This is a genomic window from Mycobacterium sp. 852002-51613_SCH5001154 (assembly GCF_001667425.1).
Taxonomy (GTDB): domain Bacteria; phylum Actinomycetota; class Actinomycetes; order Mycobacteriales; family Mycobacteriaceae; genus Mycobacterium.
The window spans coordinates 86,000-107,881 of the sequence record NZ_LZII01000052.1; the positions used below are offsets into that span (position 1 = coordinate 86,000).

Sequence of the window (21,882 nt, forward strand, 5' to 3'; positions counted from 1 at the left end):
CGAGCCAGTGGCCCCGGGGTGCCGTCAGCTCCCGACGGTCAGCCCGACCTTCTGGAACTCCTTGAGATCGCAATAGCCGGCCTTGGCCATCGACCGGCGCAGGCCGCCGACCAGATTCAGGGACCCGAACGGGTCGTCGGAAGGCCCGTTGAGCACCCGCTCCAGCGGCGGGCGCTCGCCCAGCGCGATCTGCAGCAATGCCCCGCGGGGCAACGAGGGGTGCGCGGCCGCGGCCGGCCAGAACCAGCCCTCGCCGAGCGCTTCGGCGGATTCGGCGAGCGGGGTGCCGAGCACCACCGCGTCGGCGCCACAGGCGATCGCCTTGGCCAGCTCGCCGGAGGTGTGGATGTCGCCGTCGGCCAGCACGTGCACGTAACGGCCGCCGGTCTCGTCGAGGTATTCGCGCCGCGCGGCGGCGGCGTCGGCGATGGCGGTGGCCATCGGCACGCTGATGCCCAACACCTCGTCGCTGGTCGTCACGCCCCGGGTAGAGCCGTAGCCGACGATCACGCCGGCGGCGCCGGTGCGCATCAGGTGCAGCGCGGTGCGGTGGTCGAGCACCCCGCCGGCCACCACCGGGACGTCGAGTTCGGCGATGAAGGTCTTGAGGTTCAGCGGTTCCCCGTCGCTGGCCACCCGCTCGGCGGACACGATGGTGCCCTGGATGACCAGCAGGTCGATGCCGGCCTGCAGCAGCACCGGGGTCAGGGCCTGGGCGTTCTGTGGGCTGACCCGCACGGCCGTGGTGACCCCGGCCTCCCGGATGCGCGCCACCGCGGCTCCCAGCAGGTCGGGGTTCAGCGGGGCGGCGTGCAATTCCTGCAGCAACCGGATCGACGCCGACGGTTCGGGCTCCTTGGTGGCGGCCTCGACGAGCTCGGCGATCTTGCCCTGCACGTCGGCGTGCCTGCCGATCAGGCCTTCGCCGTTGAGCACCCCCAGCCCGCCGAGGCGGCCGAGCTCGATCGCGAACTCGGGCGACACCAGTGCGTCGGTCGGATGGGCCACCACCGGGATCTCGAAGCGGTAGGCGTCCAGCTGCCAGGTGGTCGACACGTCCTGCGACGACCGGGTGCGCCGCGACGGCACGATGCTGACTTCGCTCAGTTCATAGGTGCGACGGGCGTTGCGGCCCATCCCGATTTCGACCATCCCGGCCTCAGCGCGCAAAGTAGTTGGGCGCTTCGACGGTCATGGCGACGTCGTGCGGATGGCTTTCGCGCAGCCCGGCCGAAGTGATCCGGACGAACTGCGCCTGCTGCAGCGCCTCGATGGTGGGCGATCCGGTGTAGCCCATCGCGGCGCGCAGACCGCCGGTCAGCTGGTGGATCACCGACGACAGCGGTCCGCGGAACGGCACTCGGCCCTCGATTCCCTCGGGGACCAGCTTGTCCTCGCTCAACGCGTCGTCGGCGAAGTAGCGGTCCTTGGAGTACGACTTCGCGCCTCCCCGGCCCTGCATGGCGCCCAGCGACCCCATGCCGCGGTAGCTCTTGAACTGCTTCCCGTTGACGAAGATCAGCTCGCCGGGGGCCTCGGCGGTGCCGGCCAGCAGCGAGCCCAGCATGGCCGTCGAGGCGCCCGCGGCCAGGGCCTTGGCGATGTCGCCGGAATACTGCAGTCCGCCGTCCGCGATCACCGGCACGCCCACCGGTCCGCAGACCGCGACGGCCTCCAGGATCGCCGTGATTTGTGGCGCGCCGACCCCGGCCACCACCCGGGTGGTGCAGATCGAGCCCGGTCCAACGCCGACCTTGACCGCGTCGGCTCCGGCGTCGACCAGCGCCAGGGCCGCGGACCGGGTGGCGACGTTCCCGCCGATCACCTCGACCTTGTCGCCCACCTCGGCCTTCAGCTTGCCGACCATGTCGAGCACCAGCCGGTTGTGCGCGTGCGCGGTGTCGACGATCAGAACGTCGGCCCCGGCGTCGACCAGCATCATCGCGCGCACCCACGCGTCGCCGCCGACGCCCACGGCGGCGCCCACCAGCAGCCGGCCGTCGCTGTCCTTGGTGGCCAGCGGGTGCTGTTCGGTCTTGACGAAGTCCTTGACGGTGATCAGCCCGGTGAGCCGGCCGTGGCCGTCGACGACGGGCAGCTTCTCGATCTTGTTGCGGCGCAACAGGCCCAGCGCCGCATCGGCGCTGACGCCCTCCTGGGCGGTGATCAGCGGGGCCTTGGTCATCACCTCGGCGACCTTGCGGGTCTGGTCCACCTCGAACCGCATGTCGCGGTTGGTGATGATGCCGACCAGCGCGCCGACGTCGTCGACCACCGGCAGGCCCGAGATCCGGAACCGGGCGCACAACGCGTCCACCTGCGCCAGGGTGTTGTCCGGGCGGCAGGTGACCGGGTCGGTGACCATGCCGGCCTCCGAGCGCTTGACCATCTCGACCTGGCCGGCCTGCTCGGCGACGGGCAGGTTGCGGTGCAGCACACCCATGCCGCCGGCCCGGGCCATGGCGATGGCCATCCGCGACTCGGTGACCGTGTCCATCGCCGAACTGACGAGCGGCACTTTGAGCCTGATCTTCTTGGTGAGCTGGCTGGACGTGTCCGCCGTGGCGGGAACCACATCGGAAGCGGCGGGCAGCAGCAGGACGTCGTCGAACGTGAGGCCGAGCATCGCGATCTTGTGCGGGTTGTCACCCCCGGTCGGCACGGGGTCGTCGATCAGTCCTCCAATATGGGGGTCACGCACGTAGGGGCTGCCGACGAGGTCGGAGCTGTCTTCCAGGTGGGACATGCCACGGGTCATCGGTGGGGCCCTCCATACGATGCGGCGCGAGACTCCCATCCTATCGGCTCGCCCGTCGCCCCGACCCGCTTGTCGGGGCGCGCCGCGAACGGCAAAGGGCCCGGAAACGACGGGCGGCCTGGCTGCTGGCGTTATCCCGGCCCGGAAACGACGGGCGGCCTGGCTGCTGGCGTTATCCCGGCCCGGCTGCGTAGGCTAGTGTGCGTGCGCGATCACCTCCCACCGGGTTTGCCGCCCGACCCCTTCGCCGACGACCCCTGCGATCCGTCGGCTGCGCTGGAAGCCGTAGAGCCGGGGCAACCCCTGGACGCCCAAGAGCGGATGGCGGTCGAGGCGGACCTTGCCGACCTGGCGGTTTACGAGGCACTGTTGGCGCACAAGGGCATTCGCGGGCTGGTGGTGTGCTGCGACGAATGTCAGCAGGATCACTACCACGACTGGGACATGCTGCGCGCGAACCTGTTGCAGCTGCTGATCGACGGCACCGTCCGCCCGCACGAGCCTGCCTACGACCCCGAGCCGGACGCCTACGTCACGTGGGATTACTGCCGGGGATATGCCGACGCCTCACTCAACGAGGCCACCTCGGACGCCGACGGATACCGGCGCTAGACCGCTAGGGGTTGTTCGGGGCCACCGTCGGCGGCGTCGAAGTCTGCCCGTGGTGCCGGTGCTTGCTCCACGATTGACTCGGCGATGGCGTTGCCGACGGACTTGGCGAAGCTTCCGAGGGCGTGGTGGCCGCGGTCGGCGCGGCGGTGGTCGGAGTCGACCATGCCGACGGCGTGTTCGCCGGGGGCGGCAGCGTCGCATTCGGGTTGCGCGATTGAACCCTGAGATTCAACAGCTTCAGCTGGTTCGTCAGCTCCTGTTTGCTGGCCGGGTCGTCGATCGACTGGACCAGGCTGCTCACCTCGGTGAGCTGGTTCTGGGCCTGGTCCCATTGACCCCGGTCGATCGATTCCTGCACCTTGGCCAGGTCGGCTCTGGCCGACAGCATGACCTGATTCTTCTCGTTGACGCGCGGCTGGTCGAAGAACATCGCGTGCAGCCCGTGCAGCGGGGTCCCGGGACGCGCCTCGACCACCATCGCGCCGAAGCCGCTCATCACCAACAGCGCCGCGGCGACCGATCCGATCGTCGCCAGCCCGCGCCGGCCGCTGCGACGGTCGGCCAGGCCGGTGCGCAGGGCGGCGACGGCTTCCTCGGCCGAGACCAGCGCACTCGCCGGTGGCCACCGCAGGTTGTCGCGCCAGTCCTCCAGCAGCGTGGCCATCGCGTCCATGTCGGGGTCACCGACGTGCACCGGCCGCCGCTCGGCGAGCGCGTCGAGAAGCAGGTCGCTTTGGGCGAATTCGTCCAGGGATTCAGGCACAGTCACCTGCCGCGATCATTTCGGACTTCAGCCGGGACAGCGCACGGTGCTGGGCCACCCGGACCGCTCCCGTGGTGCTGCCGACGGCGGATGCGGTCTCCTCGGCGGACAAGCCGACGACGACACGCAGGATCAGGATCTCGCGCTGCTTGGCGGGCAGGATTTCGAGCAGTTCGCTCATCCGGCTGACCGAGTCGGCTTCGATGGCCCGCTGTTCGGGGCCCGCGTCGGACGACCAACGCTCGGGGATGACCTCGGTCGGATAGGAGAGATCACGGCCGGCGGCCCGATGGGCGTCCGCGACCTTGTGCGCCGCGATGCCGTACAGGAAGGCGAGAAAGGGACGCCCTCGGTCCCGGTAGCGCGGCAGCGCCGTGATAGTCGCCAAGCACACCTCCTGTGCCACGTCATCCGCTGACAGCCCACCCCGCTCGACTGTCCCGACTCGCGCGCGGCAATATCGCACGACAATCGGACGGATCGTCTCCAGCACCTCCCGTAGTGCGTTACTGTCCCCCGCCACGGCCTTGGCCACGACAGCGTCGAGACGATCCCCTTGAATTGTCATCGACGGCGGTATCTCCAACGTTACGAACCGGACACATCGCGGGCTAACCGGGCTAACTAACGAATTGACAATAACGGCCCGGAGGCCATTTCAAGCGGAACGCCACGTCGCACCGGCGCGCCGCACTTGGCCTGCGGAGACATCGCGAATTTCGCGTAGCTTTTGTGTCGAAACGGTGACGCTGCCGAGATCAATCAGCAAGCACGCCAACGCCCACCGAAGCGGGACCAGTCCGAGCCGGCCGGTGGCGTCCAGCGCCGCCTCCGCCACCGCCCGCGCGCGCTCGACGGCCCCGGCGCTGCACAGGGCGGCCGCCAGCACCACCTCGCTCTTGACCGCGTGCCGCGCCGACGGGACGGCCATGGCGCCCGCCAGCTCCACCGCTTCGTTCGCATGGCGGACGGCGGTTTCGCCGTCGCCACGGGCCATCGCCAATTCGGCGGCCACCCACCCTCGGCGCACCGGCTGCCGCTCGGGCACCGGCCCCGCACCCAGCTCGGAGTCCGCGCGGGCCAACAACGTCGCCGCCGCTGCGAAGCGGCCGACACCCAGCGCGTCGGCCGCCAGCCCGATCAAGGCGTCGGCACGCGACTCGCGGTCCACACCGGCCAGCGCGAGGGCGCGCCCGTCCCACCCCCGCGCCAGCGTGTGCCAACCGAGTTGGCGCAGAAAGGATCCCTGCGTGCTGTGAGCCAGGGACGCCCACCGACCGGCGGGGGCGTCGCGCCGCAGCGCGGCCAGATCGCGGTAGGCGCTGCCGTAGCGGCCCTGCCCGCCCGCTGCGACGGCGCGCAGCCACAAGTCCTCCGGCGTGACCGCCGTCGGCAGCGGCCAGCTACCGGCCCGGTCGCCGAAAGCGGCGGCAGCCAACTCCGCGCCAATCACAGAAGTGTGACGAGTTTCAATCACGGCGATGGTAGTAAACAGTTTGTGCTGTTCGCGTTACCGAACTGTTAATCACAATAGATCCTGTACTAATCCCGGTCGCCCCTCCCCCGGCCCCTGAGCTGGGAAATCTCGATTCGGTCAAGTGCCTGGTAGCACGGTGCGTGTTTCGCCATTGGGCGGCAGATGAACGCGACGTTAATTCTTTTATAACCATTACATACTTTGTCGGGCTAAGTGGCTATTGACGCAAATTCACCGCCCGCCCTAACGTACGCATCACGGGTAGTCATCGGTGACGCCGCTTCAATTCAGTGCACCATCGCTTCGTCGAACCTGACCTTACTGGGCGTGCCGTGCAGAGAGGGAGACACCAATGCCACAGCCGGAGCAGCTACCCGGACCCAACGCCGACATCTGGAACTGGCAATTGCAGGGCTTGTGCCGCGGCGTTGACTCGTCGATGTTCTTTCACCCCGACGGTGAGCGCGGCCGCGCCCGCATGCAGCGCGAGCAACGCGCCAAGGAAATGTGCCGGCAGTGCCCGGTAATTCAGGAGTGCCGTTCCCACGCGCTCGAAGTCGGTGAGCCCTATGGGGTTTGGGGCGGCTTGTCCGAATCGGAGCGCGACATGTTGCTGAAGGGCGACATCGGCCGTAACCGCGGCATCCGCCGCTCGGCCTAGCGGTTCATCGATCGTCCGCAAGGGCGGCACTTTTTTCGCACGACGCGGTTGAACGATTCGCCGTCTCGGTCCGTGTATCCGTCATGGGCTCGGCCGCGGCCGGCTGAATCCAGTTTCGGGCGTTCCGTCGTGCAGAGGAGCCCGCGTCGGTTCGCTCACGCGCACAGGAGGTGCCGTGAAGCAACGACCACTTGCAGTAGTGACCACCCTGGGAAGGCAGGAATGGCTGGACCGGCCGAGCTACCGCCTCGAGCACGGCCTGACATTCCTCTTCGCGGCCATGGGCCGATATCGGGACCGGGTCAGCAATGCGCTGCACGGCACCTGGCTCGGCCATCCGCTGCATCCCGCGTTGACGTCGGTGCCGACGGGAGCGGTCACGACGACGGTCGCGATGGATGCGGCGTCCATGCTCTCGGGAAGCGGCGCGCAATGGCGCGACGCGTCGAGGTTCGCGTTGGGTGTCGGACTCGCCGGGAGCGTCGGCGCGGCCGCTACCGGTCTAACGGACTGGCAACACACACATGAGGAATCGCGACGGGTCGGCGTTGTCCATGGCTTGCTGAACGGGGTCGCGACGAGCCTGTACGTGTTGTCGTGGCGGGACCGCCGCAACGGTCGGCAGCGGCGCGGGATGGCCTGCAGTGCGCTTGGCTACGCCATCACCCTGAGTAGCGGCTATCTGGGCGGCGCTCTGGTATACGGATCGGGAGCAGGGGTGGACCGCTCGGGCGCTCGGCTCCGTGGCGCCCACTGGACGCCGGTGTTGCCGGTAACGGCCTTGGACGGGCAACCGCGGCGGGTCGAGGTGGACGGCGTCGGCGTGGTTCTCTACCGCACCGACGACCGGGTCTTGGCCGTCGGCGCGCGCTGCCCCCACCTCGGTGCGCCGATGGACGACGGCTGGATCGATCGCGGTCGCATCGTTTGTCCGTGGCATGGCTCCCGGTTCGCCTGCGAATCGGGGGACGTGCTGCGCGGACCGGCGACGGCCGCGCTGCCGCACTACCCGGCACGCGTCCGCCATGGATACGTCGAGGTGCGCGGAGACGCGAAATGAACGCCTACGATGTGCTCTTTGAACACCACAGGGTCTTACGCAGGCTTTGCGAGAAAATCACCGCGCTACCCGCGGATACCGGCGAGCGGCAAGACGCCCTCGATGAATTGTTGATCGAACTCGACATTCATATGCGGATCGAGGACGACCTGTTCTATCCGGCGGTCTCGGAGGCAAGCACGCTCGTAGCGATCGCCCACGCGGAGCACCGGCAAGTCTGGGATCAGCTGGCGGTGCTACTTCGGACCTCCCCGACTGCGCCGCAATACGAGGGCGAGTGGCGCTCGTTCGTCACGGTCCTGGATGCACACGCCAGCGAAGAGGAGCGCGACTTATGCCCGGCGCCAATAGATTTGAGCGCCGAGATGCTCGATGCACTCGGAGATCGAATGCTCGTGCGGATCACCCGTCTGCGCCGATCCACCATCAACAGGCTTCGCGTCCGAGGCCGCGCCGCCCTATTGAGTTCGCTTTAGTCGTTTGGACCGCGACCAATCGGGGTACGACCCGCCCATGAATAAGGGCGTATCGTTCGCGGCCGTGGCGCTTGCCGCCACCATCGCACCGTTGGCAGCATGCGCAAACCAGCAGGGTGGCCAATCCGCCACCTCAACGTCCTCCAGCGCGCCCCCCGGCACGGAGCGGATGACCACGCAGTTGAAGAGCGCCGACGGAAACCAGGTCGGCACCGCCACCATTGATTTCGCGAACGGGTACGCGACCGTGACCGTGGAGGCTGGACCCAACCAAGTCCTGAGCCCGGGTTTCCACGCGCTGATGATCCACGCTGTGGGCAAATGCGAGGGGGACTTCGATTCGGCCGGAAGCGTCTATCAGGCACCGAATCACACCGGTTTTCCGGCCAGCGGCGACCTGACCGCGTTGCAGGTGCGCAACGACGGCTCGGCGAAGCTCGTCACCACCACCAGCTTGCTCACCGCCTCGGACCTGAGAAGCAGCTCTGGGACCGCGCTGATCGTCCATCAGAACGCGGACAACCTGAGCGGGGGTTCCACCGGTGAGTCGGGCAAGCGGGTAGCCTGCGGTGTGCTCGCCGCGGCGTCCGCGACGACGACGTCATCCACCTCGACGACGACCAGCGTCACGACGATCACGACGACGACCGAGGTGCCACCGCCGTCGACCAGCACGAGCACCGTCACCGTCACCAGCAGCCCGACGTACACTTCCACGCCGATTACGACTGTGACGACGACTCCGCCGAGCCTTCCGCCCGGAACCCGCTGACGCGCCGTCGGCGCGGATCACGATGACGGCAGACGCGCGTCGCCCCGCGCCCTAGTGTGCTGACATGCAGAAGGTGCTTTTCACGCTCGGGCTGGTGCTTTTCCTGATCGGCCTGCTCACCGGATTCGCCGTCGCAGCGCTGAAGAACCCGCGCATGGCGCTGTCGAGCCATCTCGAGGCCGTCCTCAACGGGATGTTCCTCGTGCTGATCGGTCTGCTCTGGCCTTACCTCCACCTGACTCACGCCTGGGGGGTTACGGCCGTCGCGCTGATCGTGTACGCCGCCTACGCGAACTGGCTCGCGACTCTGCTCGCGGCGGCGTGGGGCGCCGGCCGCAGGCTCGCGCCGATCGCGGCGGCCGACCATGAGGCCTCGGCGGCCAAGGAGTGGGTAGTCAGCTTCCTGTTGCTGTCGCTGGCCGTTGCGGTCATAGCGGGCGTGATCATCGTCATCGTCGGGCTCTAACGTGAACGCCTCAACCGATCTGCTTCATCAGCGCATCCATGTCGACGAGGTCCCACACCTTCGCGAAATTCTTGGGCGCCATCGCGATTCATGTGCTCACCCGTCGGCAGAAGCGGTGAATCGCGTGAGCAGATCCGTCAAGTATTCGGCCTCCCCGGGCTTCATCGCCGCGACAAGGCGGTCCGCCAGTGGCTCCGCGGCGACGTGAGCCGCGTCGAAAACCTTTAGTCCCTTGGGAGTGATCTCCACCGCCCGCACGCGCCGGTCCCCCGGAACAGGTTTACGGACGGCGAGCCCGTTGCGCTCCAAATCGTCCACGACACGCATGATTCCCGCCTTGTCCGAACCGGTCGCCTCGACTAAGGCCCGCTGCTCCGTGGGCCCGCGGTTGACGAGGACAAGCAGCACGGCGAAATGCCGCAATTCGATGCCCAACGGCCGAAGCGCTTCCGACATCACCGCGGCGGCGCGCCAATGCGCCTTGCGCAGCAACAAACCGAGAGCGAAAGGCGAGGGATCTCCAGGGCGGTCGGTCGCACGCCGGGCGGTGGCATCGCTGGACGCGTCGCGGGTCATCGAACTGGCACCTTTTCATCCGGCTTGAACACCGGACTAAGACCGGATGGCATGTTCCAGCCGGGCCGACTCGTCGTCGACGAACGTGACCGTCTCCTCGAGCGGTGCCCGACCTGTGCGAGCGTACTTCACCGTGGGGTCCTCGTACCCAATTGACATGCCGCAGAAGAGGATTAGTCCGTCAGGTGGTGACAAGACGTCCGCAACCGTTTGGCGAACCTGCGACCACGCCATCTGAGGGCAGCTGTCTAGCCCTTCGGCTCGGAGTAGCAGCATGACGGTCTGTAGATACATCCCAACGTCGGCCCACTGTGCCACGCCGAGGTCGCGGTCGATGTAGCAGAACAGCGCGACGGGCGCACCAAAACAATTCCAGTTCGCGATGGCCGCCCGCTGACGCGCCTCCCAGTCCTCGCGCGCAATACCGAGTGCGCTGTAACGCTCCTTGCCGAAGGCGGATCGTCGGTCGCCGTACGGCGACTTCAATCCCGGCGGGTACATCTCGTACTCCCGCGCGTCCCAGGGGTCACCGTGGGCCACGCGCTCGACGGCGCGCGTCTTGAGCTCGTCGAGCAGCGCGCCAGTCACGACGTAGGTGTTCCACGGCTGGATGTTCGATCCGGACGGCGACCACGCCGCGGCGGAGAGCACCCGCTCCAACACCTCTCTCGGCACCGCCTGGTCGGTGAATCCGCGCACTGCACGCCGGGTTGTGACCGCCTCGTATACGTCCATGATCGCCTACCTAAGGGTCAGTATATCTGTTTCAAATAACACTGTATCAATTGATACTATTTCTGGGTCGGCGAAGTTTCAAGCTGCGCATGGCGGCAGCCCGACGGGCGGGAACCGGCTTTCCTCACGCCCCGGCCCGCTCATCAGTTACCTGTGCGCGAATTCCGCGAGCTTGGCATCGACCGCCGCAGGGTCGGGTCCCGCGTACATCTTCGGATCGCGCTTCTTGACCCAGGAGAAGAACGGGCAGCTGGTCGCGGGACCGTCCACCGCTCCGAGTTGGTCGATGTGCTTGCCGGTCCTCGCCTCGCGCAGTTCGATGTTGTACTGCACCGCGTAGTAGTCGACGGCGACGTGTTCGCCCGCGTCAGTGTGGAAGTCGCAGGTGCGTGACTTCACCTCGGTTCCGGGTTTGCGGGTAAGGCAGGCAACGACATTCGTCGACCGGAAGTCGTCGGGGTTCGCCCGGTAGTCGGCGCGGGAATCGAGCGTGACCTGGCTCCAGTGCGTCGATGCCACTTCGCGCATCGGGTCGGGCTCGTCGTACGGGGCGAACGCAACGATCTTGTCCGGCTTCTGGTACCAGGCGGCGTTAATGATCGACCCGCGATCGCACACCACGTCGAATTCCGAGAGGGAGGTGGCCTTCTTGGCGCCACCGCGCCCGTCCAGGCCCTCGCGGGCCATGCCCTGGACGAGATAGAACCCGACCAGCGCCACCGGGATGAGGACGACGATCGCCGCCAGGGCAAGCACGATGATCAGCCCGATATTGGTCTTGCGCAACGCGGGCGCCGGCGGCGGATAAGACCCGGGCGGCGGGTACGGCGGGGGCCATTGCTGGGGGTGCTGCGGTAGTTGCGGTGGCCACTGCTGCGGATAACTCACGCTCGTGCCCCCCACGTCATGGTGCGGCCAGCTTAGCAATCGGCGCCGACCCCGGACTCCCAGCCGATCGGCAGGCTAGGGGCACATGAAGCTGATCGGCGGGCAATGCCTGATGGTGATCGCCTCGATCGGCGGGTTGTCGCCGTCCCAGATCGAGGTCGGCCGGCCCTGCATGGTGACGTTGCCCATCCCGTATTGGGTCGGATACCAGGTGTGGCAGACGTTCCAGTCCCAGTCGATGTACTGGTTCACGACGTAGGGCATCTGCTTCGGGTTGCCCGGGCACCAGCGGTGCGGTTCCATCGTGTCCGCGTGAGCGATGCCCACGGCCCACCCGCTTAGCGCGGTGCCACCCGCCAGCAGTGCGGCCGCGACAAGCCTCTTCGTCATGTGGGCAGGCGGCATGATGGTCGTCCTCTCCGGTGCGTTCGTGGCAACCAGTGCACGAGCCTCACGTCGCTACCGATCCCAACAAACCGAATCTAAAGGAATCAACAGCCCATCGAGAAGTGCTGCAACCGACGAAACCGGACGCAACTCCGCTCGACGAGAACACCCCCGGCCCATGTGGACCGGGGGTGTTCTCGTCGCAACTACTTAGTGCGCGTGGCCGTGATGGCCGTGGCCGGCGTGGGCGTCTTCCTCGGCCGGCTTGTCCACGATGGCGGTCTCCGTGGTCAGCACCATCCGTGCCACCGACGCCGCGTTGAGCACCGCGGACCGCGTGACCTTGACCGGGTCGATGACGCCGTCGGCAATCAGGTCGCCGTACTCCAGCGTCGCGGCGTTCAGGCCGTGCCCGGCCGGCAACTCGCCGACCTTGTTGACCGCGACCGCACCGTCCAAGCCGGCGTTGGTGGCGATCCAGTACAGCGGTGCCGCAAGCGCCTCGGCGAACACGTCGACGCCCGTCGCCTGGTCGCCGGACAGCGACCCGCGCAACTCTTTCAGCGCGCTGCGCGCCCCGATGAGCGCCGACCCGCCGCCCGCGACGATGCCCTCCTCAACGGCGGCCTTGGCGGCCGCGACAGCGTCCTCGACGCTTTCCTTGCGTTCCTTGAGCGCGGTCTCGGTGGCGGCACCGACCTTGAGCACCGCCACGCCCCCGGCCAGCTTGGCCAGCCGCTCCTGCAGCTTCTCGCGGTCCCAGTCGGAATCGCTCTTCTCAATCTCGGCGCGCAGCTGCTTGATCCGGTCGGCAACCGCATCCTTCGAGCCGCCCCCGTCGACGATGATGGTGTCGTCCTTGCTGACCACCACGCGGCGGGCCGAGCCCAGCACATCGGTGCCGACCTCCCGCAGCAGCAGGCCCGCGTCGGGGTTGATCACCTGGCCGCCGGTAACCACCGCCAGGTCCTCAAGGAACGCCTTGCGCCGGTCGCCGAAGAACGGCGCCTTCACCGCAACCGCTCTGAGAGTCTTGCGAATCGAGTTGACCACCAGCGTCGCCAGGGCCTCGCCCTCGACGTCCTCGGCGATGATCAGCAGCGGCTTCCCCGACTCGGCGACCTTCTCCAGCATGGGCAGCAGGTCGGGCAGCGAGCTGATCTTCTCCTGGTGCAGCAGGATGACCGGGTCGTCCAGCACGGCTTCCTGCGAATCGAAATCGGTGACGAAATACGCCGACAGGAAACCCTTGTCGAAACCGACGCCCTCGGTGAACTCCAGCTCGGTGCTCAGCGTGGAGGATTCTTCGACGCTGACCACGCCGTCGGTGCCGACCTTGGTCATCGCCTCGCCGACCAGCTCGCCGAGCTGTTGGTCGCGCGACGACACCGTCGCCACCTGAGCGATAGCTTCCTTGCCGGACACCGGGGTGGCCGCCGCCAGCAGCGCCTCGGACGCCGCGTCGGCCGCCTTGGAGATTCCCACGCCGAGTTCAATGGGGTTGGCGCCGGCCGCAACCAGGCGCAGGCCACCCTTGACCAGCGCCTGCGCCAGCACGGTCGCGGTCGTGGTGCCGTCACCCGCCACGTCGTTGGTCTTGGTGGCCACCGACTTCACCAGTTGCGCACCCAAATTCTCGAACGGGTCTTCCAGGTCGATCTCGCGCGCGACGGTCACGCCGTCGTTGGTGACCGCGGGCCCACCAAATGCCTTGGCCAGCACCACATGCCGGCCGCGCGGCCCCAGCGTCACCCGGACCGCGTCGGCCAGCGCGTTGACACCGGCCTCGATCGCGCGGCGCGCGGTCTCGTCGTACTCAATAACCTTGCTCATCAGGCTCCTCACTAACGCATGCCGCCCCGGAAATCACCCGCGGCCATGCGCGGGGATCGCCGGGGCGGGACACGGTGCTTACTTCGATACGACGGCCAGCACGTCACGCGCCGACAGGATCAGGTACTCCTCGCCGTTGTACTTGATCTCGGTGCCGCCGTACTTGCTGTAGATGACGGTGTCACCCTCCGAGACGTCGAGCGGGATTCGCTTCTCGCCGTCCTCGTCCCAGCGGCCGGGACCGACGGCGACGACGGTGCCTTCCTGCGGCTTCTCCTTGGCGGTGTCAGGAATGACCAGACCGGACGCGGTCGTGGTCTCGGCCTCGTTGGCCTGCACGAGAATCTTGTCCTCGAGTGGCTTGATGTTCACCTTCGCCACGATTGGAGCCTCCACTAGTTAGATCGGGTCCGGGGCGGGTGCCCCGGAATTATCAAGGGATTCGGCAGTCGTCCGAGCCCGAGCGCCGTCGTCGCGGGTGCCGGCACAGGGTTTGGCCGATTGCCACCTAGCACTCTATACACGAGAGTGCTAGCACTCAAGGGCGCCCCGGTGCGTCCGCGATGTTCGCTACGGGCGATCACCTCACCTGGGCTTTTACCACCGGGAGCCCGGGGTCGGTGGGCGCGTCCAGCGGAGACTGCGGCGCCCCGGCGGCCACCAGGTGCGCGGCGAAGGAAGCGATCATCGCCCCGTTGTCGGTGCAAAGCCGGGGCTTGGGGACCCGCAGCGTCAGCCCGGCCGCCGCGCACCGCTGCTCCGCGAGCTCCCGCAGCCGCGAATTGGCGGCCACTCCCCCGGCGATCAGCAAGGTCGAGACGCCGAGTCCGGTCGCCGCGCGCACCGCCTTCATGGTCAGCACGTCGGCGACGGCCTCCTGAAAGCCAGCGGCGACATCGGCGTTTACCGCGTCCGGGTGGCTCTCCAGATAGCGCGCCACGGCCGTCTTCAGGCCGGAGAAGCTGAAGGCGTACGGGTCATCGGCGGGGCCGGTCATGCCGCGCGGGAAGGCGATGGCGTCGCTCTCACCGGTGCGGGCCAGGTCGTCGAGCACCTTGCCGCCGGGGTAGCCCAGCCCCAGCAGCCGCGCCACCTTGTCGTAGGCCTCGCCGGCGGCGTCGTCGACGGTGCTGCCCAGCTCGACGATCGGTTCGCCAAGGGTGCGCACATGCAACAGGTGGGTGTGGCCGCCCGACACCAGCAGCGCCACGCACTCGGGGAGCGGTCCGTGTTCGTAGACGTCGGCGGCCAAGTGCCCGCCCAGGTGGTTGACGGCGTAGAACGGCACCCCCCACGCGGCCGAATATGCTTTGGCCGCAGCCACTCCCACCAGCAGGGCGCCGGCCAGACCCGGCCCGATCGTGGCCGCGACGATGTCGGGCTTCTGCAGCCCCGCCGTCGTCAGCGCGCGGCGCATCGTGGGGCCGAGCGCCTCCAGGTGCGCCCGCGACGCGATCTCGGGGACCACGCCGCCGAAGCGGACGTGTTCGTCGACGCTGGACGCCACCTCGTCCGCCAACAGCGTCACGTTGCCGTCGGCGTCGAGCCGCGCGATGCCGACTCCCGTTTCGTCGCAGGAGGTTTCGATGGCCAGGATGATCGTCATCGTGCTGACCGCCGCATGGTGTAGGCGTCGGCGCCGCTTGCGCGGTAGTAGCGCCGGCGCAGGCCGATCTGCTCGAATCCCACGCTGCGGTACAGCGCGATGGCCGCCTCGTTGTCGGTGCGCACCTCCAAGAAGACGGCGCCGCCGTCGGCGAAGACCAGCAGCTCGTCGAGCAACCGGCGGCCGATCCCCTTGCCCTGATAGGCGGTGTCCACGCCGATGGTGTGGACCTCGTACTCGAACGGCGGGGTGCGGCCCAGCCGCGAGATACCGGCATAGCCGACGAGCGTGCCGCCCGCCCGAGCGCCGACGTAATGGTTGTGCGGGCTGGCCAATTCCCGGTTGAACGCCGCGGCGGGCCAGGGGTCGTCGCCGTCGAACAGTTGGCGTTCGAGCTCGGCGCAGCGCGCCGCGTCGGCGGGGACCAAGTCGCCGAGCGTCACGGGCTCGCCCAGGGCGGTCATCCGCGCGCCGCCATCGGTTTGGCGTCGGGGCGGCGCAGATACAGCGCCACCAAGGGCAACGGGCGCTGCGACCAATCGGGCACCGCGGCGACAAGCCCGGCCGCTGTGGGATAGGTCGGCCCGCGGTGGGGCAGGTCGAACAACGCGGCATGCTCCTTCGAGCCGGCCACGGCCTGTGCTGCACCCGGGTCGACGTCGGCGGGGGCATTGACGCCCGGCCCGTCCATCCGAAACCCGTCACGGTAACGGGCCCAATAGATTTCGCGCCGGCGCGCGTCGGTGACCACCAACGTCTCACCGGTGGTGCGCACACCGATGGCGTCCAGGCTGCACACCCCGTGCACCGGGATGCCCAGCGCATGCCCATAGGCGGCCGCGGTGGCCATTCCGGCCCGCAGGCCGGTGAACGGGCCGGGTCCACAACCCACCACGACGGCATCGAGGTCGCCCATCGTCAGCCCGGCGTCGGCGAGGGCGTCCAGCACGTTCGGGGTGAGCCGTTCGGCGTGCGCACGGGCGTCGACGGTGACCCGTTCGGCCAGCACGATCAGATCGTCGCGGCGCACGATCCCGGCGGTGACCGCCGGGGTGGAGGTGTCGAGGGCAAGCAGGACACTCATGAACGCACCCACTGCCACGACGCGATCCGCACGTCGGATCCGCTGAGGCGTTCCAGACGAATGTCGAGGTGCCGCTCGGCGAGGCGTTCGACGAGGCCCTCGCCCCACTCCACGACCACCACCGCGCCATCGAGATCCGTGTCGAGGTCCAGCGAGTCGAGCTCGCCCAGCAGGTCGGCGCCGTTCTGGTCCAAAAGCCGATACATGTCGACGTGGATCATCGCCGGTGCGCCTGCCCGCCGCGAGGGGTGCACGCGCGCCAGCACGTACGACGGTGACGTGACCGGGCCATCGACGTCCATCGCCGCGGCAATACCCTTGGCCAGCACGGTCTTTCCCGCGCCGAGCGGACCGGTGAGCACCACCACGTCGCCGGCCCGCAGCCCCTCACCGAGCCGCGAGCCCAGTGCGATGGTGTCCTCGACGCGTTGCAGCGTGGCAGTCCCCTCATCCACGGTGCCGCAGCCGTTCCCGCATCCACCGGGTTGCCAGCGCGGCGCGACCCGGAGTGGCCCGTTTGACCAGCCGGACCAGCCCGTCGTTGATCGCCTCCGGCTTGTCCAGCAGCGCAAGGTGGCTGGCGCCCCGAACGATGACCAGCTCGGACTGCGGCAGCGACGCCGCCATCTTGCGGGAGTACTCGTCGGGGGTCAGCAGGTCGTGGTCGCCGCAGGCGATCAGGGTGGGGATGCGCAGCAGGGTCCACAGCCCGGCGGTCTCGTCGTGGTGCTCCAAGGCATCAAGGAACTCCACCATGGTCGGGATCGGGGTGCCGTTCATCATTCGCTGCGAGAAGGCGTCCAGGCTCCGGCTGACCTGCAAGTCACTGAAGGAGGCCGCCCGCAGGACGGGGCCGATCAGCGAGCGCGACACGTTGCGGCCGCGGTGCATCAACTTCGGCGCCGACCGCGCGGTGAACCGGAACGCTTCCAGCGCAGGGTTTTTCAGGATTTCGCCCAGCGGCGACCTGGCGACGCCTTCCGCCGCAGAGGAAATCAACGCGGCGCCGACGATTCGGCGCCCATACTGGCCGGGGAACTGGCGAGCATGCGACAACACCGTCATGCCGCCCATGGAGTGGCCGACCAGCACCACCATCCCGCGCGGCGCGACCACCTGAAGCACACTCTCCAGGTCCTGACCGAGCTGAGTCAGCGTGTACGTTTCGGGCGCGGCCTCGCCGGACTGCCCGTGCCCGCGCTGGTCGTAGAAGACCATCCGGACGCTCGGGCCCACCTGCTCGGGCAGCCGCGTCCGCTGAAAATGAAAGGCACCCATACGCAGACAGAACCCGTGAACGAACACCATGGTCAGCGGGGCGTCCGCCGGACCGGCTTCCCGGATCGCCAACGACACGCCGTCGGGGGTGGTTACCACGGAGCGGCGATCGTCGTCGATCCTGTCGAAATCCTCGTCGGCGTAAGGATCTTCGATGCCGCGGGTGCGCTGGATCATCGAGCGGCGGGCCGACGCTCCGACGATGGTGGCCAGGGCGGTCACCCCCGCCCCTCCCGCAAGCCAAGCCCCTCTCTGGCGCCTGCGGGCTCTCTCAGGGCTCAATGGTTCGCGCCTCGCGATAGGTTCTGGTGATGCGCCCGCGGGGGCTGGTCACCACTTCGTAGTGGATGGTGTCGAGCAGGTCGGCCCAGTCCTGCGCGGTGGGTTCCCCGCTGCTGCCCGGGCCGAACAGGATCGCCTCGTCGCCCTCGGCCACGTCGATCGGGCCGGGGCCCAGGTCGACGACGAACTGGTCCATGCAGATCCGCCCGACCCCGGGGCGCCGCTTGCCGTTGATCAGCACGTCCAATCGTCCTCCCAGCGACCGGAAGACGCCGTCGGCGTAGCCGATCGGCAGCAGGGCCAAATTCGTGTCGCGCTCCGCGGTCCAGGTGTGCCCATACGACACGCTCTCGCCCGCACGAATCGATTTTACTAGCGCCACAGGGCATTTCACCGTCATCGCCGGCACCAGCCCCATGTCCCCGAGCTCGGGCACGGGGCTCAGGCCGTACACCGCCACGCCGGGCCGCACCAGGTCGAAGGCCAGATCGGGACGCGACATGGTGGCCGACGAGTTCGCCAGGTGCGCGACCTCGAACCGCACCCCCTGATCGCTCGCCTGGGTCAGCATGTCGCTAAAGCGTTGGGCCTGAACGTCGTTGATGGGGTTGCCCGGTTGATCGGCGAACACCATATGCGACATCAGGCCGCGCAGCCGGACGGCCTCCTCGGCGACGGCCCGGCGCAGCGCGGCCAGCATCGAGGGGTATCGGGCGGGGTGGACGCCGTTGCGGTTCAGGCCGGTGTCGACCTTGAGCGTGACGGTCGCGGTCCGGCCCGTCCGGCGCGCCGCGTCCAGCAGCTCGTCCAGCTGACGTTCCGAAGAGATGGCGATCTCCACGTCGGCCAGCAGCGCGGGCCCGAAGTCGATGCCGGGCGGGTGCAACCAGGCCAGCACCGGCGCGGTGATCCCATCGGCGCGCAGGGCCAGCGCTTCGGCGACGGTGGCGACGCCCAGCTCGCTCGCACCGCCGGCCAGCGCCGCCCGCGCGGACGGGGTGGCCCCGTGGCCGTAGCCGTCGGCCTTGACGACGGCCATCACCTGTGCGCGGCCGGCGTGCTCGCACAGCAACCGCACGTTGTGCTCAATGGCGCGCAGGTCCACCACGGCCTCCGCGAGGAGGCCGGGCGTCAGCGATATCGGCGTAACAGCCACGGCCGCCATTGTCCCAGAACCGGTCGGGCAAGCCGACCGTTGAGCCACGAAACTCACATCCGCCCAGGCCGTCACCTCAGACGCTGTGGTGGCCGACACACCTTTTGCCGCCCGCGCCTGCATCGGTCGTCATGCGACTGCGCTTACCCGGCGGTAAGGCCGCGAAACCGGCCTAGTGCGCGAAGTGCTGGGCGTCGTAGTGGCCGCCGGGCTTGATCTTGTCCAGCGAGGACAGCGCCGAGACGGCGTCGTCGTGCAGCGCGCGGGCGAGGTCGGCCGAGAGCCCTTCTCGCACCACGATGCGCAGCACCGAGACGTTGGTGGCGTTGTCGGGCATGGTGTACGCGGGCACCTGCCAGCCGTAGGTGCGCAGCTCGTGCGAGACGTCGAACTCGGTGTAGCCGCGGTCCCCGGCGAGCCGGAAGGCGACCACCGGGATCGCCGAGCCGTCCGAGATGAGCTCGCAATGGTCGCTGACGCGCAGCTGCTCGCCCAGCCACCGCGCCGTCCCCGACAGCGTCTGCATCACCTTGGTGTAGCCGTCGCGGCCCAGCCGCAGGAAGTTGTAGTACTGGCCGACCACTTGGTTTCCGGGGCGGGAGAAGTTCAGCGTGAAGGTCGGCATGTCGCCGCCGAGGTAGTTCACCCGGAACACCAGCTCCTCGGGCAGGTATTCCTTGCTGCGCCACACCACGAAGCCCACACCCGGGTACGTGAGCCCGTACTTGTGGCCGCTGACGTTGATCGACACCACCCGGGGCAGCCGGAAGTCCCACTTCAGTTCGGGGTGCAGGAAGGGCACCACGAACCCGCCGCTGGCGGCGTCGACGTGCACGGGTACGTCCACCCCGCCTCCCTCCGCCAGCTTGTCCAGCGCGCCGCAGATCTCGGCGACGGGTTCCAGCTCACCGGTGTAGGTGGTGCCCAGGATCGCCACCACGCCGATGGTGTCCTCGTCGACGGCGTCGACGACCTGCTCCGGGGTGATGACGTAGCGCCCCTCCTCCATGGGCAGGTAGCGGGGTTCGACGTCGAAGTAGCGGCAGAACTTCTCCCACACCACCTGGACGTTGGAGCCCATCACCATGTTGGGGGTGCGGCCCTTCCAATCCTTGCCGACCTTCTGCCGCCACCGCCACTTCATGGCCAGCCCGCCGAGCATGACCGCCTCGCTGGAGCCGATCGTGGACACCCCGCACGCGCTGTAGGGGTCGGCGTCGTTCAGGCCTTCGGCGTGGAACAGGTCGGCCACCATCGACACACAGCGCTGCTCGATGGCCGCGGTCGCCGGGTACTCGTCCTTGTCGATCATGTTCTTGTCGAACGTCTCGGCCATCAGCCGGCCCGCCTCCGGGTCCATCCACGTGGTGACGAACGTGGCCAGGTTCAGCCGCGAACTGCCGTCGAGCATCAGCTCGTCGTGGATGAAGCGGTAGGCGGCCTCGGGGTCCATCGATTCGTCGGGCAGCCGCAGCGCGGGCACCGGGGCGGTGAACAGGCGGCCGGTGTAGGCGGGGGCGATGGCGTGGGCGGGCAGGGACGGGTGTTGGGGCACGGGGAGATCCTTCCTAGAGGGTGGCCAGCGCCGCCCTGATGTGCGGAACCATGCGGGACGATGACGTCGGCGCGTCACCGGGGCCCGGGTCGGCGGCCGACAACGCCGCCGCCCGCGCGTGGATGTAAGCGGCCGCCGCGGCCGCCTCGGCCGCCGGCAGGCCCGCGGCGAGCAGCGCGCCGATCATGCCGGACAGCACGTCCCCGGAACCGGCGGTGGCCGCCCAGGATTGCCCGGCGGGGTTGAGGTACACCGGACCGCCCGGATCGGCGACGACGGTGACGTTCCCCTTGAGCAGCACGGTGGCCCCGAAGGTGTCGGCCAGCTTTTGGCACGCCCCGACCCGGTCGTCCCCCGGGGGGCTACCCGCCAGGCGGGCGAATTCACCGGCGTGCGGGGTCAGCACCGTCGGCGCGCCGCGGTTGGCGACCAGCTCGGGGTGGGCGGCCAGGATGGTCAGCCCGTCGGCGTCCACGATCACCGGCAAGTCGGTTTCCAGCGCGAACCACAACGCGGCGGCCCCCGTGTCGTCGGTGCCCAATCCTGGCCCCACGACCCAGGATTGGACCTTGCCGGCCGATGCGGGGGTGGGCGACGCGATCACCTCGGGCCACTGCGCGAGCACCTCCCGGTGCGCGCTGCCGGCGTAGCGGACCATGCCGGACGTCGCCGCGACGGCGGCGCCGGTGCACAGCACGGCCGCGCCCGGATACGTCGACGAGCCGGCCATCACCCCGGTCACGCCCTGGGTGTACTTGTCGTCGTGCGGCCCGGGCACCGGCCAGCGCGCGGCCACGTCGGCGGCCTCGAAACCCAGCAAGTCGGTATGCGGTAAATCGAGCCCGATGTCGATCAGCTTCACCCGGCCGCAATCGGCGAGCGCGTGCACAGGTTTGAGCCCGCCGAAGGTGACCGTCAGCGCCGCGTGCACCGCCGGACCGGTGATCGCCCCGGTCGCCACATCGATGCCGCTGGGGATGTCGACGGCGACCACCGGGATGCCCGCCTCATCCACCGCGGCGAAAACCTCGGCCGCGGCCGGGCGCAGCGGCCCGGATCCGGAGATGCCCACCACCCCATCGATGACGAGATCGGTTGTCGGTGAGACACTTTCGACGATGCGCCCACCGGCCTTCGTGAACGCCGCCAGCCCCTTGCGGTGGGTGCGTTCCGGGTTGAGCAGCACCGCGTCGGCGGCCGCGCCGCGCCGGCGCACGAAGGTGGCGGCCCACAGGGCGTCACCGCCGTTGTCGCCCGAGCCGACGACCGCGCACACCCGGCGCCCGGCCACCCCGCCGGTGCGGGCCCGCAATTCGGCGAGGATCTCGGCGGCCAGCCCGAAGGCCGCGCGCCGCATCAAGGCTCCGTCGGGCAGGCTGGCCAGCAGCGGCGCCTCGGCCTGGCGGATCGCGTCTACGGAGTAGTAGTGCCGCACGAGTGCCACATTACGGGTCAGC

Annotated in this window: 25 protein-coding genes; 6 read left to right on the forward strand and 19 right to left on the reverse strand. The window is 68.7% G+C overall.

The features are described 5' to 3' along the window. Nucleotides 1-24 precede the first annotated feature (24 nt). Both A5750_RS13490 and guaB read right to left on the reverse strand, forming a co-directional pair. The gene (locus A5750_RS13490; protein WP_066945558.1) at nt 25-1,152 is read right to left on the reverse strand and encodes a GuaB3 family IMP dehydrogenase-related protein; all 1,128 of its coding nucleotides are present in this window, start codon (nt 1,150-1,152) and stop codon (nt 25-27) included. A gap of 7 nt (nt 1,153-1,159) precedes the next feature. After that, nucleotides 1,160-2,758, reverse strand: a complete 1,599-nt coding sequence (guaB, locus tag A5750_RS13495) for an IMP dehydrogenase (RefSeq protein ID WP_066945561.1) — start codon at nt 2,756-2,758, stop codon at nt 1,160-1,162. Nucleotides 2,759-2,962: 204 nt separating this feature from the next. On the opposite strand from guaB, the gene A5750_RS13500 reads away from it, so the two are divergent. After that, nucleotides 2,963-3,370 carry a DUF5319 domain-containing protein gene (locus A5750_RS13500; RefSeq protein WP_046186907.1) on the forward strand — a complete coding sequence of 136 codons (408 nt, stop codon included), beginning with the start codon at nt 2,963-2,965 and terminating at the stop codon, nt 3,368-3,370. Between the two features lie 4 nt (nt 3,371-3,374). On the opposite strand, the gene A5750_RS13505 is transcribed toward A5750_RS13500, so the two are convergent. From A5750_RS13505 to A5750_RS13515, 3 genes are all read right to left on the reverse strand, one after another. Then, nucleotides 3,375-4,139, reverse strand: a complete 765-nt coding sequence (locus A5750_RS13505; protein ID WP_231989191.1) for an anti-sigma-D factor RsdA — start codon at nt 4,137-4,139, stop codon at nt 3,375-3,377. After that, the gene (locus A5750_RS13510) at nt 4,126-4,701 is read right to left on the reverse strand and encodes a sigma-70 family RNA polymerase sigma factor (RefSeq protein WP_066945594.1); all 576 of its coding nucleotides are present in this window, start codon (nt 4,699-4,701) and stop codon (nt 4,126-4,128) included. The genes A5750_RS13505 and A5750_RS13510 overlap by 14 nt, the downstream gene beginning before the upstream one ends. A gap of 90 nt (nt 4,702-4,791) precedes the next feature. Next, the gene (locus tag A5750_RS13515; RefSeq protein ID WP_066945599.1) at nt 4,792-5,610 is read right to left on the reverse strand and encodes a hypothetical protein; all 819 of its coding nucleotides are present in this window, start codon (nt 5,608-5,610) and stop codon (nt 4,792-4,794) included. A 352-nt stretch (nt 5,611-5,962) separates the two neighbouring features. Here A5750_RS13515 and A5750_RS13520 point away from each other — a divergent pair, with 352 nt between their 5' ends. The 5 genes from A5750_RS13520 (at nt 5,963) to A5750_RS13540 (ending at nt 9,045) form a co-directional block, all read left to right on the forward strand. Continuing rightward, entirely contained in the window at nt 5,963-6,271 is a 309-nt protein-coding gene (locus A5750_RS13520; protein ID WP_066945603.1) for a WhiB family transcriptional regulator, read from the forward strand. A 175-nt stretch (nt 6,272-6,446) separates the two neighbouring features. Beyond that, nucleotides 6,447-7,331, forward strand: coding sequence for a Rieske 2Fe-2S domain-containing protein (locus A5750_RS13525; protein WP_066945607.1), 885 nt, complete (start codon nt 6,447-6,449; stop codon nt 7,329-7,331). Beyond that, nucleotides 7,328-7,807 carry a hemerythrin domain-containing protein gene (locus A5750_RS13530; RefSeq protein ID WP_066945610.1) on the forward strand — a complete coding sequence of 160 codons (480 nt, stop codon included), beginning with the start codon at nt 7,328-7,330 and terminating at the stop codon, nt 7,805-7,807. The genes A5750_RS13525 and A5750_RS13530 overlap by 4 nt, the downstream gene beginning before the upstream one ends. Before the next feature lie 37 nt (nt 7,808-7,844). Further along, entirely contained in the window at nt 7,845-8,579 is a 735-nt protein-coding gene (locus tag A5750_RS13535) for a superoxide dismutase family protein (protein ID WP_066945937.1), read from the forward strand. A 64-nt stretch (nt 8,580-8,643) separates the two neighbouring features. Next, nucleotides 8,644-9,045, forward strand: a complete 402-nt coding sequence (locus A5750_RS13540) for a hydrogenase (protein WP_066945614.1) — start codon at nt 8,644-8,646, stop codon at nt 9,043-9,045. A gap of 96 nt (nt 9,046-9,141) precedes the next feature. Here A5750_RS13540 and A5750_RS13545 read toward each other — a convergent pair whose 3' ends face one another. The 14 genes from A5750_RS13545 to A5750_RS13610 all read right to left on the reverse strand — a co-directional run bounded on the left by A5750_RS13545 (nt 9,142) and on the right by A5750_RS13610 (nt 21,860). Then, nucleotides 9,142-9,621, reverse strand: a complete 480-nt coding sequence (locus A5750_RS13545) for a MarR family winged helix-turn-helix transcriptional regulator (RefSeq protein ID WP_066945618.1) — start codon at nt 9,619-9,621, stop codon at nt 9,142-9,144. A 36-nt stretch (nt 9,622-9,657) separates the two neighbouring features. Next, nucleotides 9,658-10,356, reverse strand: coding sequence for a nitroreductase (locus A5750_RS13550; protein WP_066945622.1), 699 nt, complete (start codon nt 10,354-10,356; stop codon nt 9,658-9,660). 147 nt (nt 10,357-10,503) lie between these two features. Continuing rightward, on the reverse strand, nt 10,504-11,244 hold the full coding sequence (locus A5750_RS13555; protein ID WP_231989192.1) for a hypothetical protein: 741 nt from the start codon (nt 11,242-11,244) through the stop codon (nt 10,504-10,506). Between the two features lie 75 nt (nt 11,245-11,319). Next, entirely contained in the window at nt 11,320-11,634 is a 315-nt protein-coding gene (locus A5750_RS13560) for a hypothetical protein (RefSeq protein WP_066945626.1), read from the reverse strand. 207 nt (nt 11,635-11,841) lie between these two features. After that, the gene (gene groL, locus A5750_RS13565) at nt 11,842-13,464 is read right to left on the reverse strand and encodes a chaperonin GroEL (RefSeq protein WP_066945630.1); all 1,623 of its coding nucleotides are present in this window, start codon (nt 13,462-13,464) and stop codon (nt 11,842-11,844) included. A gap of 78 nt (nt 13,465-13,542) precedes the next feature. Beyond that, nucleotides 13,543-13,845, reverse strand: a complete 303-nt coding sequence (gene groES / locus A5750_RS13570) for a co-chaperone GroES (protein WP_007167930.1) — start codon at nt 13,843-13,845, stop codon at nt 13,543-13,545. A 199-nt stretch (nt 13,846-14,044) separates the two neighbouring features. Beyond that, nucleotides 14,045-15,070 carry a tRNA (adenosine(37)-N6)-threonylcarbamoyltransferase complex transferase subunit TsaD gene (gene tsaD, locus A5750_RS13575; protein ID WP_067263394.1) on the reverse strand — a complete coding sequence of 342 codons (1,026 nt, stop codon included), beginning with the start codon at nt 15,068-15,070 and terminating at the stop codon, nt 14,045-14,047. Beyond that, a complete protein-coding gene (gene rimI, locus A5750_RS13580) occupies nt 15,067-15,534 on the reverse strand; it encodes a ribosomal protein S18-alanine N-acetyltransferase (RefSeq protein ID WP_066945637.1) in 468 nt (155 codons plus the stop codon). Before rimI ends, tsaD begins: the two co-directional genes overlap by 4 nt. Beyond that, nucleotides 15,531-16,154: a tRNA (adenosine(37)-N6)-threonylcarbamoyltransferase complex dimerization subunit type 1 TsaB gene (gene tsaB / locus A5750_RS13585; protein WP_066945943.1), complete on the reverse strand. Its 624-nt coding sequence runs from the start codon at nt 16,152-16,154 to the stop codon at nt 15,531-15,533. Before tsaB ends, rimI begins: the two co-directional genes overlap by 4 nt. Next, nucleotides 16,151-16,609 carry a tRNA (adenosine(37)-N6)-threonylcarbamoyltransferase complex ATPase subunit type 1 TsaE gene (gene tsaE, locus A5750_RS13590; protein ID WP_066945640.1) on the reverse strand — a complete coding sequence of 153 codons (459 nt, stop codon included), beginning with the start codon at nt 16,607-16,609 and terminating at the stop codon, nt 16,151-16,153. Before tsaE ends, tsaB begins: the two co-directional genes overlap by 4 nt. Next, on the reverse strand, nt 16,602-17,654 hold the full coding sequence (locus A5750_RS13595; RefSeq protein ID WP_197505421.1) for an alpha/beta fold hydrolase: 1,053 nt from the start codon (nt 17,652-17,654) through the stop codon (nt 16,602-16,604). The genes tsaE and A5750_RS13595 overlap by 8 nt, the downstream gene beginning before the upstream one ends. 49 nt (nt 17,655-17,703) lie before the next feature. Beyond that, the gene (gene alr, locus A5750_RS13600) at nt 17,704-18,870 is read right to left on the reverse strand and encodes an alanine racemase (protein WP_156659123.1); all 1,167 of its coding nucleotides are present in this window, start codon (nt 18,868-18,870) and stop codon (nt 17,704-17,706) included. Between the two features lie 172 nt (nt 18,871-19,042). Then, nucleotides 19,043-20,425 (reverse strand): glutamate decarboxylase, encoded by a 1,383-nt coding sequence (locus A5750_RS13605; RefSeq protein ID WP_067263398.1) that lies wholly within the window; start codon nt 20,423-20,425, stop codon nt 19,043-19,045. A 13-nt stretch (nt 20,426-20,438) separates the two neighbouring features. Continuing rightward, nucleotides 20,439-21,860, reverse strand: a complete 1,422-nt coding sequence (locus A5750_RS13610) for a bifunctional ADP-dependent NAD(P)H-hydrate dehydratase/NAD(P)H-hydrate epimerase (RefSeq protein WP_066945946.1) — start codon at nt 21,858-21,860, stop codon at nt 20,439-20,441. Nucleotides 21,861-21,882 lie beyond the last annotated feature (22 nt).

Excerpts from the sequence above, each read along its gene's own strand:
- A5750_RS13490 (WP_066945558.1), bottom strand. The coding sequence starts at position 1,152 with ATGGTCGAAATCGGGATGGGCCGCAACGCCCGTCGCACCTATGAACTG.
- guaB (WP_066945561.1), bottom strand. The coding sequence starts at position 2,758 with ATGACCCGTGGCATGTCCCACCTGGAAGACAGCTCCGACCTCGTCGGC.
- A5750_RS13510 (WP_066945594.1), bottom strand. The coding sequence starts at position 4,701 with ATGACAATTCAAGGGGATCGTCTCGACGCTGTCGTGGCCAAGGCCGTG.
- A5750_RS13520 (WP_066945603.1), top strand. The coding sequence starts at position 5,963 with ATGCCACAGCCGGAGCAGCTACCCGGACCCAACGCCGACATCTGGAAC.
- A5750_RS13530 (WP_066945610.1), top strand. The coding sequence starts at position 7,328 with ATGAACGCCTACGATGTGCTCTTTGAACACCACAGGGTCTTACGCAGG.
- A5750_RS13535 (WP_066945937.1), top strand. The coding sequence starts at position 7,845 with ATGAATAAGGGCGTATCGTTCGCGGCCGTGGCGCTTGCCGCCACCATC.
- A5750_RS13540 (WP_066945614.1), top strand. The coding sequence starts at position 8,644 with ATGCAGAAGGTGCTTTTCACGCTCGGGCTGGTGCTTTTCCTGATCGGC.
- A5750_RS13545 (WP_066945618.1), bottom strand. The coding sequence starts at position 9,621 with ATGACCCGCGACGCGTCCAGCGATGCCACCGCCCGGCGTGCGACCGAC.
- A5750_RS13550 (WP_066945622.1), bottom strand. The coding sequence starts at position 10,356 with ATGGACGTATACGAGGCGGTCACAACCCGGCGTGCAGTGCGCGGATTC.
- A5750_RS13560 (WP_066945626.1), bottom strand. The coding sequence starts at position 11,634 with ATGACGAAGAGGCTTGTCGCGGCCGCACTGCTGGCGGGTGGCACCGCG.
- groL (WP_066945630.1), bottom strand. The coding sequence starts at position 13,464 with ATGAGCAAGGTTATTGAGTACGACGAGACCGCGCGCCGCGCGATCGAG.
- tsaD (WP_067263394.1), bottom strand. The coding sequence starts at position 15,070 with ATGACGATCATCCTGGCCATCGAAACCTCCTGCGACGAAACGGGAGTC.
- rimI (WP_066945637.1), bottom strand. The coding sequence starts at position 15,534 with ATGACCGCCCTGGGCGAGCCCGTGACGCTCGGCGACTTGGTCCCCGCC.
- tsaB (WP_066945943.1), bottom strand. The coding sequence starts at position 16,154 with ATGAGTGTCCTGCTTGCCCTCGACACCTCCACCCCGGCGGTCACCGCC.